Below are 23,137 nucleotides of genomic sequence, written 5' to 3'. Positions count from 1 at the left end.
GCCGACCACCGAAGGGACCGCGCGATGACCGAGGCCGTGACCGCGTCCGCCCCCCTGTCCGATGACGAGGTCCGGCGGATCGACGCGTACTGGAGAGCCGCGAATTACCTTTCGGTAGGGCAGATCTATCTCCTGGGCAACCCCCTGCTGCGCGAGCCGCTCCGGCGGAGCGACATCAAGCCGCGGCTGCTCGGCCACTGGGGCACCTCCCCCGGCCTGAACTTCTGCTACGCCCACCTGAACCGGGTCATCAGGGCCCGCGACCTCGACATGATCTACATCATGGGGCCGGGCCACGGCGGCCCGGCGGCGGTCGCGAACGCGTGGCTGGAGGGCACCTACAGCGAGGTGTACCCGGACGTGTCGCGGGACGGCCCGGGCATGGAGCGGCTGTTCCGGCAGTTCTCGTTCCCCGGCGGGATCCCGAGCCACGTCGCGCCGGAGACGCCCGGGTCGATCCACGAGGGCGGCGAGCTGGGGTACTCGCTGGCGCACGCGTACGGCGCGGCCTTCGACAACCCGGACCTGGTCGTGGCGTGCATCGTCGGCGACGGCGAGGCGGAGACCGGGCCGCTCGCGGCGTCGTGGCACTCGAACAAGTTCCTCGACCCGGTGCGGGACGGCGCCGTCCTGCCGATCCTGCACCTCAACGGCTACAAGATCGCGAACCCGTCGGTCCTGGCGCGGATCTCCGAGGAGGAGCTCGTCCAGCTCCTCGACGGCTACGGGTACCGGCCGGTCGTCGTCAGCGGGGACGAGCCGGAGTCGATGCACCGGAAGATGGCCCTGGCCCTCGACCAGGCCCTGGACGAGATCGCCGGCATCCAGCGGGCCGCCCGCGACGGCGGCGACACCGCCCGGCGGCGGTGGCCGGTGATCGTCCTGCGGTCGCCGAAGGGGTGGACGGGCCCGAAGGTCGTCGACGGCCTGCCGGTCGAGAACACCTGGCGCTCGCACCAGGTGCCGCTCACCGGCGTCCGCGACGATCCCGAGCATCTCGCGCTGCTCGAGGAGTGGCTGCGCTCCTACCGTCCCGGCGAGCTGTTCGACGAGGAGGGGCGCCCGTTCCCCGCGCTCACCGCCCTGGCGCCGGAGGGCGGGCGGCGGATGAGCGCGAACCCGCACGCCAACGGCGGGCTGCTGCTGCGCCCGCTGAAGCTGCCCGGCTTCCGCGACTACGCCGTCCCGGTCGGCAAGCCCGGGACGACGACGTCCGAGGCGACCCGCGTGCTCGGGACGTTCCTGCGGGACGTGGTGAAGGGCAACCCGTCCAACTTCCGGATCATGGGCGCGGACGAGACGGCGTCCAACCGGCTCGGGGACGTCTTCGCGGCCACCGACCGGGTCTTCGAAGGCGAGCGGCTGCCGACCGATGAGCACCAGGGCCCGCACGGGCAGGTCATGGAGGTGCTCAGCGAGCACCTGTGCCAGGGCTGGCTGGAGGGCTACCTGCTGACCGGGCGGCACGGCCTGTTCAACAGCTACGAGGCGTTCGTCCACATCGTGGACTCGATGTTCAACCAGCACGCGAAGTGGCTGAAGGTGACGCGGCGGCTGCCGTGGCGGCGGCCGATCGCGTCGCTGAACTACCTGCTGTCGTCGCACGTGTGGCGGCAGGACCATAACGGCTTCACCCACCAGGACCCGGGCTTCCTCGACGTGGTCATGAACAAGAAGCCCGAGATCGTCCGGGTGTACCTGCCGCCGGACGCGAACACGCTGCTGTCGGTCGGCGACCATTGCCTGCGCTCCCGCGACTACGTCAACGTGATCGTCGCGGGGAAGCAGCCCGCGCTGAACTGGCTGCCGATGGACGCCGCGATCGCGCACTGCACGCGCGGCATCGGCATCTGGGAGTGGGCGTCCACCGACGGCGGCGCCGATCCCGACGTCGTCATGGCGTGCGCGGGCGACATCCCGACGCTGGAGACGCTCGCCGCCGTCGACATCCTCCGCCAGCTGTTCCCCGACTTGCGCGTCCGGGTGGTGAACGTCGTCGACCTGATGCGGCTGGAACCCGACACCGAGCATCCGCACGGGCTGCCGGACCGCGAGTACGACGCGCTCTTCACCACCGACAAACCGGTCATCTTCGCGTTCCACGGCTACCCGTACCTGATCCACCGGCTCGCCTACCGCCGCCACGGCCACGACCACCTGCACGTCCGCGGCTACAAGGAGGAGGGCACCACGACCACGCCGTTCGACATGGTCATGCTGAACGACCTGGACCGCTTCCACCTCGTCATGGACGTCATCGACCGCGTCCCGTCGCTCGGCGGGCGCGTCGCGCACATCCGCCAGCGCATGGCCGACCAGCGCCTCGCCCTGCGCGCCTACACCCGCGAGCACGGCGAGGACGCGCCCGAGGTCCGCGACTGGACCTGGCCGTACTGACGCCGAACCTTGACGAAGCCGTACTGAGGGGCCGCGATGCGCATCCTGACCGTGAACCCGGGGTCGAGCAGCCTGAAGCTGAGCATGATCGACCCGGACGGCTCCGTCGTCACCGAGAACGCCGGCGCCCGCCACGAGGTCGCCCCGATGGTCGCGGACATGCCGGCGCCCGACGCGGTCGGCGTCCGGTTCGTGCACGGGGGCACCGACTTCACCGAGCCCGTCGTCGTCGACGCGAAGGTCACCGAACGGCTGGAGGCGCTCGCCGACCTCGCGCCGCTGCACCAGCCCGCGTCCCTGCACGCGCTGTCGGAGATCACCGCCGCGCTGCCCGGCATCCCGGCCGTCGCGTGCTTCGACACCGCGTTCCACGCCACGCTGCCGGACGCCGCCGCCACCTACGCGCTGCCCGCGGAGTGGCGGGAGCGGTTCGGCCTGCGCCGCTACGGCTTCCACGGCCTGTCGTACTCCTACGCCGTCCGCCGGACGCGCGAGATGCTCGGCGCGCTGCCGACCCGGACGGTGATCTGCCACCTCGGGTCCGGGGCGTCGCTCGCCGCCGTCGCCGACGGCCGCTCCGTCGACACGACGATGGGCTTCACGCCCCTCGAAGGGCTCGTCATGGCGTCCCGCGCCGGCAGCGTCGACCCGGGCATCCCGCTGTGGCTGATCAAGCACGGCGTCGAGGCGTCCGAGGTCAACGAGGCCCTGGAGGGCCGGTCCGGGCTGCGCGGGCTCGCCGGGACGGGCGACATGCGGGAGATCCGCGAGCGCGCCGAGGCCCGCGACGCCGTCGCGCTCGCCGCCCTCGACGTCTACCACCACCGGCTGCGCGCCTGCGCCGCCGCGATGGCCGCCACCCTCGGCGGCCTCGACGCGCTGGTCTTCACCGGCGGCGTCGGCGAGCACGATCCGTCCGTCCGGCACCGCCTCGCCGAGGACCTCGCCTTCCTCGGCGTGTCCGTCGACCCCGGCCGCAACGACGGCGCGCACGGCGACGCCGACGTCACCGCGCCCGATTCCGCCGTGCGCGTCCTCGTCGTCACCGCCCGCGAGGACCTCGAGATCGCCGACGGGGTCCGCCGGTGCCTCCGCTGACCCGCGCCGGACGCGACGCCGGCGCCCTCGGCACCGGTGGCCGCCCGGAGGGCAATGACATCGTCCAACCTGCACCAATACCGGTAAAGCGCCGGATATCGCGCATACGATGACCGGGATGGAGAGACCGGCGGACGCCCTGGAGAGCCTCGCGCGCAAGCTCGAGAACATCCAGGCGATCACCGATGAGGCCTTCGCGCACATGGGCGTCGAGGAGTTCCTGGACACCCTGCTCGACCGCGTCCGCGACATCCTCGGCGTCGACACCGCGGCCGTGCTCCTGCTCGACCGGCGGGCCCGGCTCCTCGAAGCGGCGGCCGCGAAGGGCCTCGAGGAGGAGGTCACGCAGGGCGTGCGCGTCCCCGTCGGCCAGGGCTTCGCCGGACGCGTCGCCGCCGAGCGGATCCCGGTCTACATCCCCGACGTGCCCCACGCGAACGTCTACAACCCGCTGCTGGTCCAGCGGGGCCTGCACTCCCTGCTCGGCGTCCCCCTCATCGGCGGCGGGCGGCTGGTCGGGGTCATGCACGTCGGCACCCTGGCGCCGCGCCGGTTCACCGCGGACGAGACCGAGTTCCTGCAGCTCGCCGCCGCCCGCGTCGCCCTGGCGGTGCAGTCGCTGACGAGCCGCGCCGAACGCGCCGGCGCCCTGGAACTGCAGCGCAGCCTCATCCCGTCCGGGCTCCCGGAGATCCCCGGCCTCGAGCTGGCCGCGCGCTACCGTCCCGGCAAGGAGAGCGTCGGCGGCGACTGGTACGACGTCTTCGACCTCCCCTCGGGCGAGATCGGCATCGTCATGGGCGACGTGGCCGGGCACGGGCTGGGCGCCGCCGTCGTGATGGGCCGGATGCGCAGCGCGCTGCGCTCGTACGCGCTGGAGACCACCGACCCGGCCGAGGCCCTCGGCAAGCTCAACCGCAAGATGATGCATTTCGAGCCCGACGCGACCGCGACCGTGCTCTATGCGGTGTGCGATCCCGCCCTGGACCGGGTCCGGCTGTCCTCGGCCGGCCACCCGCCCCCGGTCCTCGCCCTGCCCGGCCGGCCGGCGGAGGCCGTCGACATGAAGTTCGACCTCCTGATCGGCCTGGACGAGACCACGGCCCGCCACACGACGGTGGTGGAGCTTCCGCCCGGAGCGCTGCTGTGCTTCTACACCGACGGGCTCATCGAGCGGCGGGACGACTCGGTCGACAGCGGCATCGCACGGCTGTGCGGCGCCGTCCGCGCGGGCCCGCCCGAGCAGGTCGGCGCCGCGGTGATGGCGGCGCTCATCGGCCGCGAGCGCGCCGAGGACGACGTCGCGCTGCTCCTGATGCGCCGGACCCCGGACGGCCCGGCGGCCGCGGAGCCCTTGCCCTAGGCTCTGGGCGCATGGCGGACAACGCGTGCCGGGTGTGCGGGAAGGCGCTGCCGCGCCCGGACGGGCGGCCCGGGCGGGCGTCGGTGTACTGCTCGGCCGCCTGCCGGCAGAAGGCGTACCGGACGCGGCGGGCCGGCGGCGGCGACGCCGTCCACGACCTGATCTCCGACATCGAGCGGCGCGTGCGGAGCCTGGCGCCCGAACGCCCCGAGCCGTTCTACGCCGACGTGCGGGAACTGTCGTCGTCGATCGGGCGCCTGCGCCGCATCGCGCGCGTGGCGGCGGACGCGACACGGTCCGTCCCGGCTGCCGTCGCGCCTTCCGTCCCGGCTGCCGTCACGCCTCCCGTCCCTGCTGCCGTCACGCATTCCGTCACGCCCGCATCCGTCACGGAATCCGTCACGCCGGAGACCGTGACGAATCCGCTCCGGGACGGGGACGAGATCGATTTCGCGGCGCTCGTCGAGCCGCACCGGCGCGAGCTGCAGGTCCACTGCTACCGGATGGTCGGCTCCTACGACGACTCCGAGGACCTCGTCCAGGAGACCCTGCTGAAGGCGTGGCGGAACCGCGACGGGTTCGAGGGGCGCTCCAGCCTGCGCACCTGGCTCTACACGATCGCCACCAACGCGTGCCTGGACTTCCTGCGCCGCAACGAGCGCCGCCCGCAGCGGTACGCCCCGTCCCCCGTCCCGCCGTCGAACGAGGTGACCGCGCCGCCGTTCCTGCCCTGGCTGCAGCCGTTCCCGGACGACCCGGAGGCGGCGGCGGAGACCGCGGAGACGCTGGAGCTGGTGTTCCTCGCCGCGATCCAGCACCTGCCGCCGAAGCAGCGCGCCGTCCTGATCATGCGGGACGTGCTCGGCTGGCCCGCCGCCGACACCGCGACCGCCCTCGGCCTGACCGTGGCCTCGGTGACCAGCGCGCTGCAGCGGGCCCGGCCCGCCCTCCGCGATCGTCTCCCGCAACGGCGTGACGAATGGGCGCGCGGCACGGACCCGTCCGAGGCCGAACGCGCGCTCCTCGACCGCTACATGCGGGCCGCCGTCGACGGCGACATGGCCGCGATGACCGCGATGCTGCGGGAGGACGTCCGCATCACCATGCCCCCGAACCCGCTGTGGTTCGGCGGCCGGGACGCGATCATCGGGATGCTCTCGCAGACGTTCGACCCGTCCTCGCCCGCGTACATCGGCCGGTGGCGGCACCTGCCGACCAGGGCGAACGGGCAGCTCGCCCTCGGCGGCTACGTGCAGCGGCCCGGCACCCGCGTCTACCGGGCGCAGGTCATGGACGTCCTGCGGATCGAGGACGGCCTGATCGCCGAGATCACCTCGTTCGAGCCGCACCTGTTCCCCGCCTTCGGGCTGCCGCTGACGCTGACCGATTAGTTTCCCGGCCGCGCGCGTCTCCATAGGCGTCCCACAACGACGCGAGAACGGAACACGGACATGCTGCTGGAGAACAAGAACGCGATCATCTACGGTGCCGGCGGCTCGATCGGCGGCGCCGTCGCGAAGACCTTCGCCCGCCTGGGCGCGACCGTCTTCCTCGCCGGCCGGACCCGCGCATCCCTCGACGCCGTCGCCGCGGACATCGCGGCCGCGGGCGGCCGCGCCGAGGTGGCCGTCCTCGACGCGCTGGACGAGAAGGCCGTCGAGGAGCACGCCCGGCAGGTCGCCGACGCCGGCGGCATCGACGTCTCCTTCAACCTCGTCACGCGCGGCGACGTGCAGGGCATGCCGCTCACGCAGATGCCCGTGGACGACTTCGTCAGCCCGATCACGACCGGGATCACCGCGAACTTCATCACGGCCCGGACCGCCGCCCGGCACATGTCCGAGCGCGGCTCCGGGGTCGTCCTCACGCTGAACAGCGGCTCGGCGAAGGGCAGCCCGATGATGGGCGGCACGGGCCCGGCGGACGCCGCGCTCGACGCCCTCGTCCGCAACCTGGCGCAGGAGTGCGGCCCGGCGGGCGTGCGCGTCGTCGGGATCTGGACGGCGGGCCTCCCCGAGACCCTCTCGCCGGAGAAGCTGTCCCAGTTCGGCCCGCCGATGGACGACGCCGCCTTCCAGGCCCTGCTGACCCGCCTTGACGAGATGCGCCTGCTCCGCCGCTCCCCCACGCTCGCTCAGATCGCCGACACCGCCGCGTTCCTCGCGTCCGACGGCGCCGCCGCCATCACCGGCACCTTCGTCAACGCGACCGGCGGCATCTTCACCGACTGACCCCGTGGGGGTCGCGGCCGGTGACGCCCAGCACGCGGTGCAGGAGGGGGGCGTCGTCGGGGACGGGGACGGCGGGGTCCCAGAGGGTCGGGACGGGAGCCTTGGGGACGAAATCGACGACGTGGTCGAGGCAGGCGCGGAGCGTGTCGTCCGGCAGTGCGAAGGGCCGGCCGGTGGCGGTGGCGAGGTCCCAGCCGTGCACGACGATCTCGGTGAACGCGATCTTGCCCCACAGCTCGTTGGACAGCGTCGTGCCGCCCGTCTCGGTCTCGCCCTCCCAGGCCGCCGGGTCGGCCCAGGCCTCGCCGAGCGCCCGCACGTGCTCGGCGACGCGCTTGTGCCAGTCGTCGCCGAGGCCCGTGGCGCCGCCGGATTCGGGGAGCTCCTCGCGGGCGAGCCCGGCGAAGCCGGCGGACACCGTGTCGACGTGGAGGATGAGGTCACGGACCGTGTACTCCGTGCAGGGCGTGCCGTCGTCGAGCCGGTCATCGGAGACGCCCGCCAGCACGTCGATCATCCGGTCGCAGGCCGGGGTCATGTCGATCATCGGTCTCCTCGCAGTGCGGTTCCTCGGCCGCGCGGACGCGGCCCGTGGGATATAGACCTGCGGGGCGGCCGAAACTCGTCGCCACTACCGTCGCCGCCGCGGAGATGACCGGGCCGGGCCGTGACCGCGAGGGCCGCCGAGCCGCCGCGGGTCACGGCTCGGTGAGGGGTTCGGCCTCGTAGGCCTGGTGGAGCAGGTCCACGAAGCGGGGCGCCTCGGGAACGGGCGCCGGGCCGATCCGGTGGACGGCGATGCCCGGCGTCCACGAGTTCATGACCACGGCCCCGGACAGCGACGGGACGTCGGCCGGCGTCACCTCCTGGACGCGCTGGGGCACGCCCATCCGTTCCAGCCGGCGGCGGACGATGCCCATCGTGGTGCCGACCAGCATCGGCGCGTCGGGCCACACCACGGCGTCGCCGTCCCAGAAGGCCAGGTTCCAGATCGTGGCCTCGGTGAGCCGGCCGCGGCGGTCGACGAACGCGGCGTCGTCGAACCCGTCCCGGATGGCCCGCCGCATGAAGTACGTCTTGGCCACCTCGCCGACGTGCTTCACGGCGGGCAGCACCCGTTCGTACTCGACCGTCGCGAGCGCCAGGGGCCCCTCCGGGCCGGTCGCGGGCGGCCTGGTGCGGACCAGGACGTCGGGCTCCGCGTCCTCGCCCGGGGCGGACCCGCCCGGCGCCGCGTACATGGTGGCCGTCAGCGAGACGTCCGCCGGACCGGCCTCCAGCGCCGTCCGCAGGAAGGACCGCACCCGGTCGTCGGGCACCGCCCGGCCGAACAGTTCCGCCGACGCGGACCGCAGCCGCTCCAGATGCAGGTCGAGGCCGCGGACGCGGCCTCCGCGCACCTGCATGGCGGTGAAATGGGCATAGCCCGCGAATGCGAGCGGCGCCAGCTCCCCGGCGGTCGCCGGGTGCCCGTTGCGATGGGCGAGTGTGGTCATCGGTGTCTCCATAGGTCCAGAATGATCGCCGCCCTCATCGTGCATGCTCACGCGTCCGGACCTACGGTGTCGGTCCCCTGCCCTAACGTGGGGCCGCATGATCACCTCCCGCCCCGAGAACGTCCTGGCCGTCCCCGACGCGTGGCTGGAGGACCTGCTCCCCCGGCACGGGGGCCGGGTCCCGGTGCCCGAGACCATCCCGGATCAGGAGGCGCGCGCCGCCGTCCGCGACGGTCTTGAGGCCGCCGAGCCCCTCGTCCGCGAGGTGCTGGAACACCGGGGCACCGTGCCCGAGCTCGCGGAGGCCGGGCTCGCCTACCTGAAGGGCGAGGCGACCCCGCTGGGGGCGGCGGTGGTCGCGCGCGTGGAGACGATGGCGCGGACGAGGTCGCGTTTCGCCTGCGACCCCGGCTGGGCCGACCACCTCGCGGCCGAGCACGGGCTCGCCTTCGCCGCCTGCGCGTTCGCCGAGATCGAGGGGATCTGGGTCTACGGCGACGGCGGGCCGGTCGGGCTCGAGGAGCAGCCGGCCTACGTCCTGCAGGGCACGGGCGACCTCGACCACGCCCACTGGGCGGCGGGCGGCGCGGGCCGGCGGATGCGCGTGCTCCTGGCCGCCGCGAGCGAGGACGACCGGAACGCGGCCGCGCAAGCGCTGGCGGGGCACCGCCAGGGACGGGTCCGGCGGCTGATCGCGGCCTTCCTGATGCCGGACCGGACGGACTGGGTGGACGACTGCTGCCAGGACCCGCCGCCGCGCCTGTCGTACTACACCTCGTCCGGCGCCAAGATGCTGTGGTGGTCGCTGGGGACGGCCGAGCAGGTCGAGCGGCTCGGCGACTGGGCCGTCCTGCGGACCGGCGAGCGGGAGCCCGACGTGCTCTACACCCTGGTCGACGGGCTGGGCGAGGCCGCGGCGCCGGTGCTGGCGCGGTCGCTGGACGGCGACGCGGAGCCGAAGGAGCGGCGCCGCATCGTGGACGCGCTGGCGCGGATCCCCGGCGACGAGGCGTTCCGGATCATGGGCGGCCGGCTCGACGCGACGCACGTGCTGCCCGCGATGGAGGCGATGATCGACCGGTTCCCGGTCCGGGCGCTGCGGCTCCTGCCGGAGCTCGGCACCGGCACCGCCTGGCGGTCGTCGCTGGCGGCGGGCCTGCTGAACGCGCACCTCGAGGCGCACCCCGGCCTGCTCCCGGCGGCGGACCTGAGCCCGCGAGCCCGGGAGGCGCTCGACGCACTCCAAGCCGCGCGCACGGCCGAGGCGCCGCTCGACCAGGTGCCCGCGGCCCTCCGGAAGGACGGGAAGAAGCGGGCGCCGACGTGGGCGCGTCCGGCCGCGCTGCCGCAGATCCTGCTGCGGGGCCGCGAGCACGCGCTGCCCGCGGCGGCGACGGGCCACCTGGTCGAGGCGCTGAGCAAGGCGAGCCCGCGGCGCGCGCCCGCCCAGAGGCTCAAGGAGTCGCTCGACGCGCTCGACCCGGGGTCGCTGGCCGAGTTCGGCTGGAGCCTGTTCGCCCGGTGGCGGGCGTCCGGCGAGGCGACGCGGATCGGCTGGGCGCTGGCGCAGCTCGGCTGGACCGGCGACGACGAGATCGCGCGGCGGCTGGGCGGGATGGCCCGGTCCTGGCCCGGCCAGAACGGGATCCAGCTGCCGCTGAAGGCGCTCGACGTGCTCGCCGGGATCGGCACGGACGTGGCGGTCATGCAGCTGCACCTCGTCGCGGACAAGGCCCGGCCCAAGCGGCTCAAGAAGCGGGCGGGGCAGTTGCTGACCGAGGTGGCCGACGAGCGCGGCCTCACGATGGACCAGCTCGGCGACCGGATCGTCCCCGACTTCGGCCTGGACGCCGCCGGCGGCATGACGCTCGACTACGGTCCCCGGACGTTCACGGTGGGCTTCGACGAGCAGTTGCGGCCGGTCGTGTTCGACGGCCGCGGCACGCTCCGCAAGACGCTGCCGAAGCCAGGCGCCAAGGACGACCCGGAGGCGGCGCCCGCCGCGTACCGGGCGTTCACCGGGCTGAAGAAGGACGTCCGCACGGTCGCCGCCGACCAGATCGGCCGGCTGGAGCGGGCCATGGCCGGGCAGCGGCGGTGGACGACCGGCGACTTCCGGCGGCTGTTCGTCCGGCATCCGCTGCTGTGGCACCTCGTCCGGCGGCTGGTCTGGCTGCACGAGGAGGACGGGGCCGCTCCGGTCGCCTTCCGGGTCGCCGAGGACCGCACGTTCGCCGGCGTGGACGACGAGGCCCTGCCGCTCCCGGAGTCCGGCGAGGTCCGGATCGCGCACCCGGTGCACCTGGGCGAGAGCGTCGCGGCCTGGTCGGAGGTGTTCGCCGACTACGAGATCCTGCAGCCGTTCCCGCAGCTCGGCCGGCCCGTCCGCGCGTTCACGGCGGAGGAGGCCGCCGGCGACCGGCTCGACCGGGTCGCGGGCACCGTGGTCGGCGTCGGGAAGGTGCTGGGCCTGGAACGCCGGGGCTGGGAGCGCGGAACGCCGCAGGACGCGGGCGTGCAGCACTGCCTGACCCGCGACGTGGCGGGACGCACGGTCGTCCTGGACGTGAACCCCGGCTTCCCGGTGATGTCCCCCGCCGAGTGGCCCGAGCAGACCCTCGGCGCCGTCTGGATCGCCGGGTCCGAGGCGTCCGATCGCCACCTCGCGGAGGCGACGTTCGGGGAACTGGACGAGGTCGAGGCGTCCGAGCTGCTCCTCACCCTGCACGATCTCGCCGCCCAGGCAGAGCCCGCGTAGGCAGTGCCCGCGTAGGCAGTGCCCGCGTAGGCGGGGACGCCCGGCGGCGCCGTCAGTCGGGCCGCTCGGCCTTGGTGATGGCGCGGACGGCCGGGCGGAGGATCTCGACGACGCGGTCGGGGTCGGCGTCGGCCAGGTGGTCGAGCCCGATGAGGTGCCGGCCGAGGGCGATCCCGATCAGCATCGCGTTGACGACGGCGGCGCGCAGGTCGGCGTCCTCGTCGGGGATGGCCTGCCCGATCCCCTCCTTGCGGAGCCGCGCCGCGGACCGGAACGCGCGGGCGGCCTCCGGGTGGGTCAGCATCGACCGCAGGAGGGCGAGCGACTCGACCGGTTCCTCGACCAGCGAGGTGCGGAGCCGGTCGAGCAGCTGCTCGGCGACCTCGTCGGCCGTGCCGCCGGGCATCCAGCTCGCGCCCGCCTCGATGGCCCGCGCGAAGAGCTTCTCCTTGCTGCCGAAGTAGTGCATGACCAGGCCGGGGTCGACGCCCGCGGCCGTGGCGACCGCGCGGATGGTGGTCCGGTCGTAGCCGGCGTCGGCGAAGATCCGGCGGGCGTGCTCGAGGATGCGGGCCTGGGTGGCGCGCCGCTGCTCGGCCCGGGACCCGCCCCCTGGGGTGCTCACCTTCTCATTCTATGAGCGTTGACCGGGCCTGCCATTTCGTTCTACATTCGTTGAACCAGTCATACAACGCACGTTGAACGAAGGAGCGGGCCATGAGCGCACCGGCGACACCCCTGGAAGTCCTCGAACGGCGACGGGAACTGCTGATCGACCGCGACATGGAGGCGTTCGCGGACCTGTTCGCGGCGGACGGCGTCATCGAGCTGCCGTTCGGCGGCCCGGGCCTGCCGGACCGGCTGGAGGGCCGCGAGGAGATCCGCGCGTTCTCCACGAAGGCGGGACGGCCGGACCTGGAGATCCTCGACCTGCGCGTCCGCGACGTCCACCGCACCACCGACCCCGAAGTGGTGATCATGGAGCTCACCACCGTCGGCCGGGTCGTCGCGACCGGCGAGCCGTTCGAGGTGCCCTGCATCCAGGTCTTCCGGATCCGCGACGGCCGGATCGTGCTCTTCCGCGACTACGTCGGAGCCGGATCGCTGCCGGCCCCGGCCTGATCGCGCGATCGCCCGGCACGCGGCGCAGACGATCCCCTACGCTCTGGTGATCGCAGTCGGACGGGAATGCGGGGGATCCGGTGGATTCGTTCAGTGACGCGCTGCTGGCGCTGGCCGCGCCGCGGCTCGGGGTGGCGGCGGAGCGGTCGGCGCGGCTCAACCGCGCCCTCGAAGGGACGACGTTCCGCCGGAACCTGGAGGCCGGGGTCGCGTGGTCGGGCGACCGGCGGATGGCCGCCGGGATCCTCGGCAGCCACGCCGAGGACAACACCTTCCAGTGGAGCTGGGCCGTCCCCGGCTTCGCCGGGACCCCGGCCGCCGCGCACGCCGAGCGGCTCCGGGAGATCGGCGAGCGGCACGGCGTCCCGGAGCTGACCGAGCCGCTGGTCGACCTCGGTGGGTTCTACGACCCGCGCGCCGCCGCCGACGACCTCGCCCTGCTCGCGGTCGCGCTGCTCGGCGCGAGCGCCGCGATCCGGCACGGCCACGGCGGGCGCGCGCTCACGTTCATCGTCGCCGACGCGCCCGACCTGACGTCCGGCGGCCCCGCCGCGGAGCAGGCCGGGGCCTGCCTGCGGCGCGCCGCCGACCTGCTCGGCGACTACGACGCCCGGCAGCACACGGACGCGATGATGCGCGGCTACGCCGACCATCACGGTCTCGCCGTGCGCGGGACGGAGATCGAACTGCCGGACGGGACCGTCCCCTTCCCCGCCAAGGACGACGGCCGTTCCGGTCTGCTGCTCGTCAACGAGCTCGACGTGAACGGGCCCGTCCCCGCGTCGCTGCTGGCGACGGCCGCCCCGGCGATGGCGTGCGTCCTCGCCGGGCAGAACGCGCTGATCGACCGGCTCTCCGACGACGGCGTGGACTGGCGGACGCCGCCCGAGTGGGACGCCGCCGCCGGGACGCTGCGCTTCGGCAGCACCGTCACCGTCCAGGCCCGGGAGATCGGCGTCTTCGCCCAGGACGGCACCTGGACCTGGGCGGACGGCGACGGCCCTGCGCAGGCGAAGGAGCTGGTCGCCGCCGGCGGCGAGCCGGCGTGGGCGGCCGACGAGGTCGATCTGGGCGGGCATCCCCGGCCCGCGCACGTCGCGGAGCTGCTGACCTGCGCGGCCGCGCGCCTCGGCGGCGGCTGGGGCGCCTGGTCGGTGCCGGGGCCCGGCGGCGAGCGGCGGTTCGCGCTCGTCGATCCCGAGCAGCCCGGCACCGGCCCGGACACCATGCTGGCGGCGCTGCACACCAGCGCCAACATCGTCCAGCAGCTCGTGCTGCGGCGGGACCGGTACGAGATCACGCGCGCGATGGCGCTCGGGGTGTTCGAGCACTGCGGGTACGTCCCGTGGCACGCCGGCGAGCCCGAGTTCCTGATGGGCGTCCAGGGCCTGTACCAGGTGCGCGCCTACGTGAGCGTGGACGGCACCATCTACCGGCTGTCGTCCGGCCTGTTCGGCCAGCCCGGCTGACGCGCGCCGGCCCGGTCGGCCGCCGCCTGCGAGGTCAGGTGGGCTGACGCGCCCCAGGTCAGGCGAGGAGGGCGGCCACCGCGTCGACGACGAGGCGGCGGCGCCGTCCGGCCGAGCCGTCCTCGATGAGGGCCTCGAACTCGGGCATGCTCGCGCTCCACAGGCCCGACAGGTGGATGACCAGGCCGAGCAGCTCGGCGGCGGAGAAGCGGGTGGGGAGCGTGCCGTCGGCCTGCGCGGCGGCGATCGCCCGGACCTTCGCCTCGTTGCCCGCCACGACGGGCGCCAGGAGGTCGGACGAACCGGCCCGTTCCAGCCGGTACCAGGTCGCGATGCGCTGCACCCACGGGCGCTTCTCGTAGGAGTCGTGCAGGCGGCCCGCGTACTCGGGGAGGTTCGCGGCGTCGATGGGGACGTCGTCGAGCGTCTCCCGCACCATGGCGTCGAAGACCGCGTCGAACAGGCCGTCCTTGCTGCCGAAGTAGTGGTAGATCTGCGCCTTGTTGCTGCGGGCGGCGGCGGCGATCCGGTCGACGCGGGCCCCGGCGATGCCGTGCGCCGAGAACTCCTGCCGCGCCGCGTCCAGCAGCCGTCGCCGCGTGGCGTCCGCGTCCCGTGCCATGCCCCGCACCCTATCAACTAACCGTTCAGTTGACATCCGCGCCGGACCGTGCCTACCTTGTTCTAAACAACCAGTTAGTTAGTAACGGCTCCGGAGGGGACCATGTCCACCCAGAACTCACTGTCATTCCTGGTCAGCGGCGCTTCCCGCGGGCTCGGGCGGGAGATCGCCCGCGCCGCGCTGGAGGCCGGCCACCGCGTCGTCGCCGGAGTGCGCACGCTCTCCGCGCTGGACGACCTCGCCGCCGAGCACGGCGACCGCCTCGTGGTCGTCCCGCTCGACGTGACCGACGAGCACGCCGCACAAGCGGCCGTGCGGACCGCCGTCGACCGGTTCGGCCGGCTGGACGTCCTGGTCAACAACGCCGGCTACGCCGACCTCGCCGCCATCGAGGACGTCGCCTTCGACGACTTCCGGACCCAGATCGACACGAACCTGTTCGGCGTGGTCCGGCTGACGCGGGCGGCGCTGCCGGTAATGCGCGAGCAGCGCGCCGGGCACATCGTCCAGGTCTCGTCGGTGGGCGGCCGGCTCGCCACCCCGGGCCTCGGCGCCTACCAGACCGCCAAGTGGGCCGTCGGCGGGTTCTCCTCGGTGCTCGCCGCCGAGGTGGCGCCGCTCGGGATCAAGGTCACCGTGCTGGAGCCCGGTGGGATGCGCACCGACTGGGCGGGGTCGTCCATGCGGATCGCGCCCGTCCGGCCCGAGTACGCCGAGACCGTCGGGGCGATGGCGGCCCGGCACGCGGACGGCGGCGTCACGGCGGCGAGCGACCCCGCCAAGGTCGCGCGCCTCGTCCTCGACGTCGTGGCGCTGGACGAGCCGCCGCTGCGCCTGCTCGTCGGCCCCGACGCCTACGCGTACGCCACCGCCGCGGGCCGCGCCCTGCTCGCCGAGGACGAGCGGTGGCGCGAGCTGAGCGTCTCCACCACCGCGGACGACGCCACGGCGGAGCACGTCGACCCGCTCGGCCACGCCCACCGCTGAGCCCCGGCCGCCGCTGAGGCCCCGGCGGCAGGGCCCCGGTCGGCGGGCGCTGGGGGAAGCGGGCCGGGGGTCAGCGGGCGCGGCGCTCCTCGTCCTCCAGGAGCGGGCCCAGCCGGAACGGAACCTGCTCGGTGAGGACGATCGAGGTCGTACTGCGGCGGACGCCCGGGCACGCGAGGATCGAGTCGATCACCTCGTGCAGCTGCTTGCCGTTCGGGGCGACCGCGCGGACCAGCAGGTCGCCCTGCCCGGTGATGCCGAGCACCTCCAGAACGCGCGGGATCGCCGCGAGCGCCTGCGCGGCCTCGCGGAGCCGGCCCTGCGCGACCTCCAGGGTGACGAACGCGGTCAGCTCGAAGCCGAGCGCGCCGAGGTCGACCTCGCGGCCGCGATGCCCGATGACGCCGTCGCGTTCCAGCCGCTCGACGCGGGCGTGCGCGGTGTTGCGGGCGATGCCGAGCTTCGCCGCCAGCTCGGTGATCCCGATGCGGGGCTGGTCGACCAGCCGGCGCAGGATCTGGATGTCGAGGAGGGTGGCACGCGTCACAACGCTCATCTCCGGCGGGTAACTCGGTTCTGACTTGAGCAATCCGCTCAATTATCGCCCCATCATCTTGCACTCCGCTCAGGCAAGAGTGCTCAATGTGGCTGAACAGTCCGGCCGCCGGGAGAGGGGCAGCACCATGACCAGTACCTCCGCGCTCCGCGACCGCCTCGAGCTGGAGCGGGGCCGGGTCGCGCTCGGCGGCGTCCAGGCGCTGGTCCGGCTGCTGCTCGAGCAGCGCCGCGCCGACGCCCGCCGCGGCTGGACGACCGCCGGCTTCGTGTCCGGCTACCGGGGATCCCCGCTCGGCGGGCTCGACCAGCAGCTGATGCGCGAGGCGAAGCTCCTGGACAGCCACGACATCCGGTTCATCCCGGGCGTCAACGAGGAGCTGGCCGCGACCGCCGTGTACGGGTCGCAGCTCGTCGACCACCTGCCGGACCCGCGCTACCAGGGCGTCTTCGGCCTCTGGTACGGCAAGGCGCCCGGCGTCGACCGGTCGCTCGACGCGTTCAAGCACGCGAACTGGCTCGGCACCGCCGAGCGCGGCGGGGTCCTCGCGGTCGTGGGCGACGACCCGTCCTGCAAGTCCTCGACCCTGCCGTCCGCGACGGAGGGCGCGCTCGCCGAGGCGTTCATGCCGGTGCTCGCGCCCGGATCGATCACCGACGTGCTGCGGCTCGGCCGGCACGGGTTCGAGATGTCCCGGTTCAGCGGCGCCTGGACCGGGTTCAAGCTCGTCACCGACGTCGCCGACTCACTTGAGGTCGTGGACGTCGCGCCGGTCCCGGACCCGGTCGTCCCGGAACTGGAGTGGCGCGGCCGCCCCTGGAAGCCGACGCGGCGCCCCGGCGTCGACCTCAAGGACACGACGTCCCTCGAAGCCGAGGTCCTGCACGGACGCCTCCGCGCCGCGGCCGCCTACGCGTCCGCGAACGGCCTGGACGTCATCGAGGGCGCCACCGGCGACGCCGCCATCGGGCTCGTCGCGTCCGGCCGCACCTACCTCGAACTGCGCGAAGCCCTCGACCGGCTCGGCCTCGACGACGCGGCCCTCGCCCGGCGCGGCGTCCGGCTCCTCAAGCTCGCCCTGATCCACCCGCTCGACCCGGTGCAGCTCCGCGCGTTCGCCGCCGGACTCCGCGAGATCGTCGTCGTCGAGGAGAAGCGGGCGTTCGTCGAGACGCAGATCCGCGACCTGCTGTACGACGCGCCGGAGCGGCCCGCCGTGCTCGGCAAGAACGGGCCCGACGGCGCGCCCCTCGTCCCCGCGGACGGCGGCCTCACCGCCGACCGGATCGTCAAGGCGCTCGCCCGGCTCCTCGCCGACCGCGTCGGCGAGGACCACGTCGACCTGCGCGACCCCGCGCTGCGCCCGCGCAAGCCGAGCATCAACCTGCTCGCCCCGGCGCGCACCCCGTACTTTTGCTCCGGCTGCCCGCACAACCGGTCCACGGTCGTCCCCGACGGGTCGATGGCGGCGAGCGGCATCGGCTGCCACGTCATGACCGTCTTCCAGGACCGCAGCATCGGCACCACCCAGATGGGCGGCGAGGGCGCGATGTGGGTCGGCGCCGCGCCGTTCACCGGCACCGGGCACATGTTCCAGAACCTCGGCGACGGCACGTTCTTCCACTCCGGCAGCCTCGCGATCCGGCAGGCCGTCGCCGCCGGCACCAACATCACCTTCAAGCTCCTCTACAACGCGGCGGTCGCGATGACCGGCGGGCAGGACGCCGACGGCGGCACCGACCCCGCGTCCATCACCCGCATGCTGCACGCCGAGGGCGTCGCGAAGATCGTCGTGGTCGCGGACGACCCGTCCCGCTACCCGCGCGGCACGCAGTGGGCGCCCGGCGTCCGGGTCCGGCATCGCGACGACCTCGACGCCGTCCAGCGGGAACTGCGCGAGATCCCCGGCGTCACCGTGCTCCTCTACGACCAGGCGTGCGCCGCCGAGACCCGCCGCAAGCGCAAGCGCGGCCTCGTCCCGGACCCGCAGACCCGCGTGCTGATCAACGAGGCGGTCTGCGAGGGCTGCGGCGACTGCGGTACCAAGTCCAACTGCCTCAGCGTCGAGCCCGTCGAGACCGAGTTCGGCCGCAAGACGCAGATCAACCAGACGTCCTGCAACAAGGACTACTCCTGCGTCGACGGCGACTGCCCGTCGTTCGTCACCGTGATCCCCGGCGAGCGGAAGGCGTCCGCGCCGTCGCTGCCGGAGATCGGCGACCTCGCGGAGCCCGCGACCCGGCCGGACACGGCGGACGTCCTGCTCGTCGGCATCGGCGGCACCGGCGTCGTCACCGTCAACCAGGTCCTCGCCACCGCCGCGCTCCTCGACGGCCGGCACGCCCGCGCCCTCGACCAGACCGGGCTCAGCCAGAAGGCCGGCGCGGTCGTCTCCCACCTGCGGATCGGCGCCGCCCCCGCCGAGCGCCCCGGCATGATCGGGGACGGCGGCGCCGACGCCTACCTGGTGTTCGACGCGCTCGCCGGCACCACCGAGACCAACCTGCGCCGCTGCGCCCCCGGCCGCACCGCCGCCGTCGTGTCCACCAGCGAGGTCCCCACCGGCCGGATGATCACCGACGTGACGGCGTCGCTGCCGCCGAGCGCGTCCCTCGTCCGGCAGATCGCCGCCCGCACCGACGGCGCCCGGCTCGTCGCGCTCGACGCCCTGGACCTGGCCGAACGCTGGTTCGGCAGCACCACCACCGCGAACTTCGTCGTCGTCGGCGCCGCCTACCAGGCCGGCCTGCTGCCGCTGTCGGCGCGCGCGATCGAGGAGGCGCTCGCCCTCAACGGCGTCCAGGTCGACGCGAACGTCCAGGCGTTCCGGGCGGGCCGGCGGCTCGTCCTGGAGCCCGGCTGGGCCGAACCGCCCGCCGTCCCCGCCGTCCAGCGCCCCCTCGCCGTCAACGCGCCCGCCGCCATGAACCTCGTGGACGCGTCGGGCACGGACGACGAACTGGCCCGCGTGCTGCGGATCCGCGTCCCCGACCTCGCCGCCTACCAGGACCTCGCGCTCGCCAAGCGGTACCTCGACGCCGTCCTGCGCGTCGCCGCCGCCGAACGCGACGCCGTCGCGTCCGGGCAGCGGCTCGCCGTCGCCGTCGCCCGCCACCTGCACAAGCTGATGGCCTACAAGGACGAGTACGAGGTCGCGCGCCTCCACCTCGACCCGGCGCTCACCCGCCAGGTCGAGGAGCAGTTCGGCGCGGGCGCCACCGTCCGGTACATGCTGCACCCGCCGCTGCTGCGCGCCGTCGGCGTCGACCGCAAGATCGCGCTCGGCCGGACGGCCCGTCCCGCGTTCCACGCGCTGCGCGCGATGCGGCGGCTGCGCGGCACCCCGTTCGACCCGTTCGGCGCCACCGCCCAGCGCCGCGCCGAACGCCGCCTCGTTACCGAGTACCTCGCGGTCGTCGACGAGCTCGCCCGTGGCCTCGACAAGGACAACCACGCCCTCGCCGTCGAGATCGCCGAACTGCCCGACATGATCCGCGGCTACGAGGACGTCAAGACCGCGAACATCGGCCGCTACCACGACAGGCTGCGCGACCTCCTCGGCTCCTGGCGCGCGGAGCAGCCGCTCCCCGCCGGGAACAGGTAGGACCGGCCGGCCGCGGCCCGCACCCCAACGACGTGGTGCGGGGCCGCGGCCGGCTGCATTCCCCGCTCCCCGCTTCGAACCGTCGCCGCCCCGTCCGGCGTACTCCGGAACATGGCGCACGGCCGGCGACCCGCCGTCGCCGTCCGACCGGGGAGGGACCCATGACCGCCGAGCCCGCGGGAGCCGAATGGCGGGCCGCCCTGCCGCGGGCCCGCCGCCGGTCGCCCTTCCCGTGGCTCGCGCTCGCCGGGGTCGTCGCGACGATCGCCGCCGCGGCCACCCTCGTCCTCGGGCTCGGCGACACCCTCAGCGGCCCCGACCGCCCGCGCGGACGGCTCCTCCCCCTCCAGGCCGCATCACCGACCGCCCCGGCGCCCCGTCCGGCTCCGACGCAAGGCGGGCGAACCTTCTCGGCCCCGGCCCCGGCTCCCGCCCCGGTGCCGTCGGTCTCGTTCCGCCAGGCCCTGCTCCGCCTGCGCTTCGCGGTGGGTCAGGGCGTCGCGACCGGCGACGTCCGCGCGGACGTGGGCGTCGACCTCACCAACGTCATCCAGGGCATGCTCGCCCACCCCCGCCACGGCGGTGCGGACGTCGCGGACCTGCAGCACAAGATCTCCACCCGGACCCGCGAGGGTGCCATCACCGCGCGCCGCTCGACCGAACTCCACCAGATCCTCACCCAAGCCACCCCGCCCTGATGCCCGTCGAAGCCGCGCGGTCCATCGAACCGATCCGGGCTCGGAAAAGTGCGCGCCCGCCGGAAGACTCCGGCGGGCGCGCTCAGGCGTCAGCGTTCCTCGCGGTACAGCACGTGGGCGCGCCGTACCGGGTCGTACTTGCGGAGAACCAGGCGGTCGGGGTCGTTCCGGCGGTTCTTGCGGGTCACGTACGTGTGGCCGCTGCCCGCGGTCGACCGCAGCTTCACCACCGGCCGGACGTCGTTTCGTGCCATCGGGAACCTCCTCCGTTCAGAACGACACCGATAACCATTGCCGCTCCTGGTTTAATCCCGCAGGTCACAGATGCCGCCGGAGCGCCAGCGCGAGCGCGTCCCGCCGCGCCTCGCCGAGGTCTTCCTCCGGCGCGCGTCCGAGCAGCGCGAACACTCGCGGCCCGCGCAGGTCATCAGGCAGGTCGTCCGCGCGCGGGACGATGTGGAAGTGCACGTGCGAGAACCCTTCGGCCTCGGCGAACTGCGCGATGTAGGTCTTGCCGCATCCGGTGACCGCGTGCAGCGCCCGCGACAGCCGCACCTGCCAGGACCCCAGCGCGGCGGCCTCCGCGTCGGTCAGCTCGGCGACGGCCGTGACGTGCCGGCGCGGCATGAGCACGAGCCAGCCGGGCGTCCCGGTGCCGAACGCGTGCGCCACACGCCAGTGCTCGTCGAACGCGACGATCTCCCGAGGCGGCAGCGTGTCCATCCGGCCGTTGTGCTCGCACACGAGGCATCCCATGGTGGCCGATCCTAGGAGCCTCCGTCAGGTGCGGCACGGGCCGCGATGGCCAACAGTCCGGCGAGCAGCAGAGCGGCGGCGACCGTGGCGGCGGGCGGGTCATGCGCGGTGCGGATCGGCCAGAACCACAGCGATGTCCATGACCGTTCGAGGGCGCGCCCGCACAGGATCGTGTAGGCGAGCGGCAGCGTCCAGCAGCGGTGCGGGCCGGCGATGACCGCGGTGAGCAGCGTCATGCCGGTCAGGCCGGTGCATGCCCGGAGCAGGGCCGGGGTCCCGCCGGTCGGTGCCCGGCCCACGGCAGCGGCTGCGAAGAGCACCGTGGCCGCGGCGAACAGCAGCACCACCGTCAAGGTGCGCAGGACGGGCAGGTGACGCCCGGTGACCCGCTCGACCTCCCCGATGGGGCTCCCGGTGGCGGCGCCGACCACTGCCGCGGCCCCCATCGCGACGACCAGCGGAACCATCGCGCCGAGCGCCCCACCCGACCGTGGAATCGGCAGCACCAGCACAAGCGCGACACACGCGATCACCCCCACCGCAGGCCCGGCCCGCCGAGAAGCCAGATGCAACCGAACCAGCCGCAACGACGGCATCAACATCACAACAACCCCTCCCAGATCAACAACAACCCCAACGAAACCCCGAACACGGCACGGCAACGCGCCACGCCGGACACAGCACGCTGGACGGCACGGCGGACACCGCACTGCGGACGCAGCGCAGCGGACGCAGCGCAGCGGACGCAGCGCGGCACGGCGCGGCGCGGCGGACGCGGCACCCCGGACACAGCGCGGCACCCCGGACACAGCGCGGCACCCCGGACGCAGCGCGGCACGGCGGACGCAGCGCGGCACGGCGGACGCAGCGCGGCACGGCGGCCGGCACGGCGCGGCACGTTGCGAGGGCTCGGCGCGGCACAGAGGCGCGGCACAGAGGCGCGGCACAGAGGCGCGGTGCGGGGGTGGGGTGCGGCGCTGAGCGCGGCACGGCGCTGAGGCGCGGCACAGAGGCGCGGTGCGGGGGTGGGGTGCGGCGCTGAGCGCGGCACGGCGCTGAGGCGTGGCACGGCGCGGTGTGGGGACGCGGCACGCGAACACAGCACGGCGCGGTGCGGGTGTGCGGCGCGACGCTGAGGCGTGGGACGCGGCGCGGAGGCACGGCACGGCACGGAGGCACGGCGCGGAGCGCGGCTCGGCGCAGTGCGGGGGTGGGGGTGCGGCGCTGAGGCGCGGGATGCGGCACGGGAACGCGGTACGGCGTGGTGCGGGTGTGCGGCGCGACGCTGAGGCGTGGGACGCGGCGCGGAGGCACGGCACGGAGGCGCGGCACGGCGCGGTGCGGGGACGCAGCACGCGAACACAGCACAGCGCGGGGCGAGAACACACCACGGCGCGAGGCGAGAACGCAGCACGACGCAGGGCGGGAACGCGATGAGGGGCGGAGGTACGCCGCAGCGTATTGGACGCCACGCAGGGCCCGGCGCGGTGCGGGGGTGCGGCGAGGAGGCGCGGGACGCAGCGCGGCGTGGAGGTACGAGGCGTGGAGGCACGAGGCGTGGAGGCCGAGGCGTGGAGGCCGAGGCGTGGAGGCCGAGGCGTGGAGGCCGAGGCGTGGAGGCCGAGGCGTGGAGGCCGCGGCGTGGAGGCCGCGGCGTGGAGGCCGAGGCGTGGAGGCCGCGGCGTGGAGGCCGCGGCGTGGAGGCCGCGGCGTGGAGGCGCGGGGCGTGGCACGGCACGGTGCGGGGACGCAGCACGCGAACACAGCACGGCGCGGGGCGAAAACGCAGCACGGCGCGAAGGCGCGGGACGCGGTGTGGGGGGCGGCGCGGTGTGGGGGCGGCGCGGTGTGGGGGGCGGCGCGGTGTGGGGGGCGGCGCGGTGTGGGGGGCGGCGCGGTGTGGGGCGCGGCGCGGTGTGGGGCGCGGCGCGGTGTGGGGCGCGGCGCGGTGTGTTGGGGTGGTGGTGGGGTCAGGGGAGG

General features: G+C 74.4%; 19 protein-coding genes. 11 read left to right on the top strand and 8 right to left on the bottom strand.

Annotated features, from left to right (window positions below):
• Window positions 1-24: 24 nt before the first annotated feature.
• The 5 genes from AB0C78_RS07960 to AB0C78_RS07940 all read left to right on the top strand — a co-directional run bounded on the left by AB0C78_RS07960 (window position 25) and on the right by AB0C78_RS07940 (window position 7,089).
• Window positions 25-2,397: a phosphoketolase family protein gene (locus AB0C78_RS07960; protein WP_360743428.1), complete on the top strand. Its 2,373-nt coding sequence runs from the start codon at window positions 25-27 to the stop codon at window positions 2,395-2,397.
• A gap of 36 nt (window positions 2,398-2,433) precedes the next feature.
• On the top strand, window positions 2,434-3,495 hold the full coding sequence (locus AB0C78_RS07955; RefSeq protein ID WP_360743425.1) for an acetate/propionate family kinase: 1,062 nt from the start codon (window positions 2,434-2,436) through the stop codon (window positions 3,493-3,495).
• Between the two features lie 118 nt (window positions 3,496-3,613).
• Window positions 3,614-4,858 (top strand): GAF domain-containing SpoIIE family protein phosphatase, encoded by a 1,245-nt coding sequence (locus AB0C78_RS07950; protein WP_360743422.1) that lies wholly within the window; start codon window positions 3,614-3,616, stop codon window positions 4,856-4,858.
• Window positions 4,859-4,869: 11 nt separating this feature from the next.
• The gene (locus tag AB0C78_RS07945; protein WP_360743419.1) at window positions 4,870-6,249 is read left to right on the top strand and encodes a sigma-70 family RNA polymerase sigma factor; all 1,380 of its coding nucleotides are present in this window, start codon (window positions 4,870-4,872) and stop codon (window positions 6,247-6,249) included.
• A 60-nt stretch (window positions 6,250-6,309) separates the two neighbouring features.
• Window positions 6,310-7,089 (top strand): SDR family oxidoreductase, encoded by a 780-nt coding sequence (locus tag AB0C78_RS07940; RefSeq protein ID WP_360743416.1) that lies wholly within the window; start codon window positions 6,310-6,312, stop codon window positions 7,087-7,089.
• Here AB0C78_RS07940 and AB0C78_RS07935 read toward each other — a convergent pair.
• Together AB0C78_RS07935 and AB0C78_RS07930 are read right to left on the bottom strand one after the other, a co-directional pair.
• Window positions 7,079-7,636, bottom strand: coding sequence for a TIGR03086 family metal-binding protein (locus AB0C78_RS07935; RefSeq protein ID WP_360743413.1), 558 nt, complete (start codon window positions 7,634-7,636; stop codon window positions 7,079-7,081). The genes AB0C78_RS07940 and AB0C78_RS07935 overlap by 11 nt on opposite strands.
• Window positions 7,637-7,787: 151 nt before the next feature.
• Window positions 7,788-8,585 (bottom strand): aminotransferase class IV family protein, encoded by a 798-nt coding sequence (locus AB0C78_RS07930; protein WP_360743410.1) that lies wholly within the window; start codon window positions 8,583-8,585, stop codon window positions 7,788-7,790.
• Window positions 8,586-8,682: 97 nt separating this feature from the next.
• Between AB0C78_RS07930 and AB0C78_RS07925 the strand changes: the two genes are divergently transcribed.
• Window positions 8,683-11,343, top strand: coding sequence for a DUF4132 domain-containing protein (locus tag AB0C78_RS07925; RefSeq protein ID WP_360743407.1), 2,661 nt, complete (start codon window positions 8,683-8,685; stop codon window positions 11,341-11,343).
• 52 nt (window positions 11,344-11,395) lie between these two features.
• On the opposite strand, the gene AB0C78_RS07920 is transcribed toward AB0C78_RS07925, so the two are convergent.
• Window positions 11,396-11,968, bottom strand: a complete 573-nt coding sequence (locus AB0C78_RS07920; RefSeq protein WP_360743404.1) for a TetR family transcriptional regulator — start codon at window positions 11,966-11,968, stop codon at window positions 11,396-11,398.
• Between the two features lie 92 nt (window positions 11,969-12,060).
• Here AB0C78_RS07920 and AB0C78_RS07915 point away from each other — a divergent pair, with 92 nt between their 5' ends.
• Window positions 12,061-12,465, top strand: a complete 405-nt coding sequence (locus AB0C78_RS07915; protein WP_360743401.1) for a nuclear transport factor 2 family protein — start codon at window positions 12,061-12,063, stop codon at window positions 12,463-12,465.
• 80 nt (window positions 12,466-12,545) lie between these two features.
• The gene (locus AB0C78_RS07910; RefSeq protein ID WP_360743398.1) at window positions 12,546-13,934 is read left to right on the top strand and encodes a DUF6882 domain-containing protein; all 1,389 of its coding nucleotides are present in this window, start codon (window positions 12,546-12,548) and stop codon (window positions 13,932-13,934) included.
• Window positions 13,935-13,992: 58 nt separating this feature from the next.
• Here the strand turns inward: AB0C78_RS07910 and AB0C78_RS07905 are convergent, their stop codons facing one another.
• Entirely contained in the window at window positions 13,993-14,556 is a 564-nt protein-coding gene (locus AB0C78_RS07905; RefSeq protein WP_360743395.1) for a TetR family transcriptional regulator, read from the bottom strand.
• Between the two features lie 102 nt (window positions 14,557-14,658).
• Here AB0C78_RS07905 and AB0C78_RS07900 point away from each other — a divergent pair, with 102 nt between their 5' ends.
• Window positions 14,659-15,543 carry an SDR family NAD(P)-dependent oxidoreductase gene (locus tag AB0C78_RS07900; RefSeq protein WP_360743392.1) on the top strand — a complete coding sequence of 295 codons (885 nt, stop codon included), beginning with the start codon at window positions 14,659-14,661 and terminating at the stop codon, window positions 15,541-15,543.
• A 70-nt stretch (window positions 15,544-15,613) separates the two neighbouring features.
• Here AB0C78_RS07900 and AB0C78_RS07895 read toward each other — a convergent pair whose 3' ends face one another.
• A complete protein-coding gene (locus AB0C78_RS07895) occupies window positions 15,614-16,099 on the bottom strand; it encodes an Lrp/AsnC family transcriptional regulator (RefSeq protein WP_151540661.1) in 486 nt (161 codons plus the stop codon).
• 127 nt (window positions 16,100-16,226) lie between these two features.
• Between AB0C78_RS07895 and AB0C78_RS07890 the strand changes: the two genes are divergently transcribed.
• On the top strand, window positions 16,227-19,703 hold the full coding sequence (locus tag AB0C78_RS07890) for an indolepyruvate ferredoxin oxidoreductase family protein (protein WP_360743389.1): 3,477 nt from the start codon (window positions 16,227-16,229) through the stop codon (window positions 19,701-19,703).
• A 161-nt stretch (window positions 19,704-19,864) separates the two neighbouring features.
• Window positions 19,865-20,401 (top strand): hypothetical protein, encoded by a 537-nt coding sequence (locus tag AB0C78_RS07885; protein ID WP_360743387.1) that lies wholly within the window; start codon window positions 19,865-19,867, stop codon window positions 20,399-20,401.
• An 89-nt stretch (window positions 20,402-20,490) separates the two neighbouring features.
• Here the strand turns inward: AB0C78_RS07885 and rpmG are convergent, their stop codons facing one another.
• The 3 genes from rpmG to AB0C78_RS07870 all read right to left on the bottom strand — a co-directional run bounded on the left by rpmG (window position 20,491) and on the right by AB0C78_RS07870 (window position 21,759).
• The gene (rpmG, locus tag AB0C78_RS07880) at window positions 20,491-20,655 is read right to left on the bottom strand and encodes a 50S ribosomal protein L33 (protein WP_151540658.1); all 165 of its coding nucleotides are present in this window, start codon (window positions 20,653-20,655) and stop codon (window positions 20,491-20,493) included.
• Between the two features lie 64 nt (window positions 20,656-20,719).
• Window positions 20,720-21,157, bottom strand: coding sequence for an HIT family protein (locus AB0C78_RS07875; RefSeq protein WP_360743384.1), 438 nt, complete (start codon window positions 21,155-21,157; stop codon window positions 20,720-20,722).
• 11 nt (window positions 21,158-21,168) lie between these two features.
• The gene (locus tag AB0C78_RS07870) at window positions 21,169-21,759 is read right to left on the bottom strand and encodes a hypothetical protein (protein ID WP_360743381.1); all 591 of its coding nucleotides are present in this window, start codon (window positions 21,757-21,759) and stop codon (window positions 21,169-21,171) included.
• Window positions 21,760-23,137: the final 1,378 nt, after the last annotated feature.

This window comes from Actinomadura sp. NPDC048394, assembly GCF_040651755.1.
Classification (GTDB): domain Bacteria; phylum Actinomycetota; class Actinomycetes; order Streptosporangiales; family Streptosporangiaceae; genus Spirillospora; species Spirillospora montaniterrae.
The sequence above is the reverse complement of the archived record's forward strand: the minus strand, read 5'-3'. Positions and strand labels throughout refer to the sequence as shown.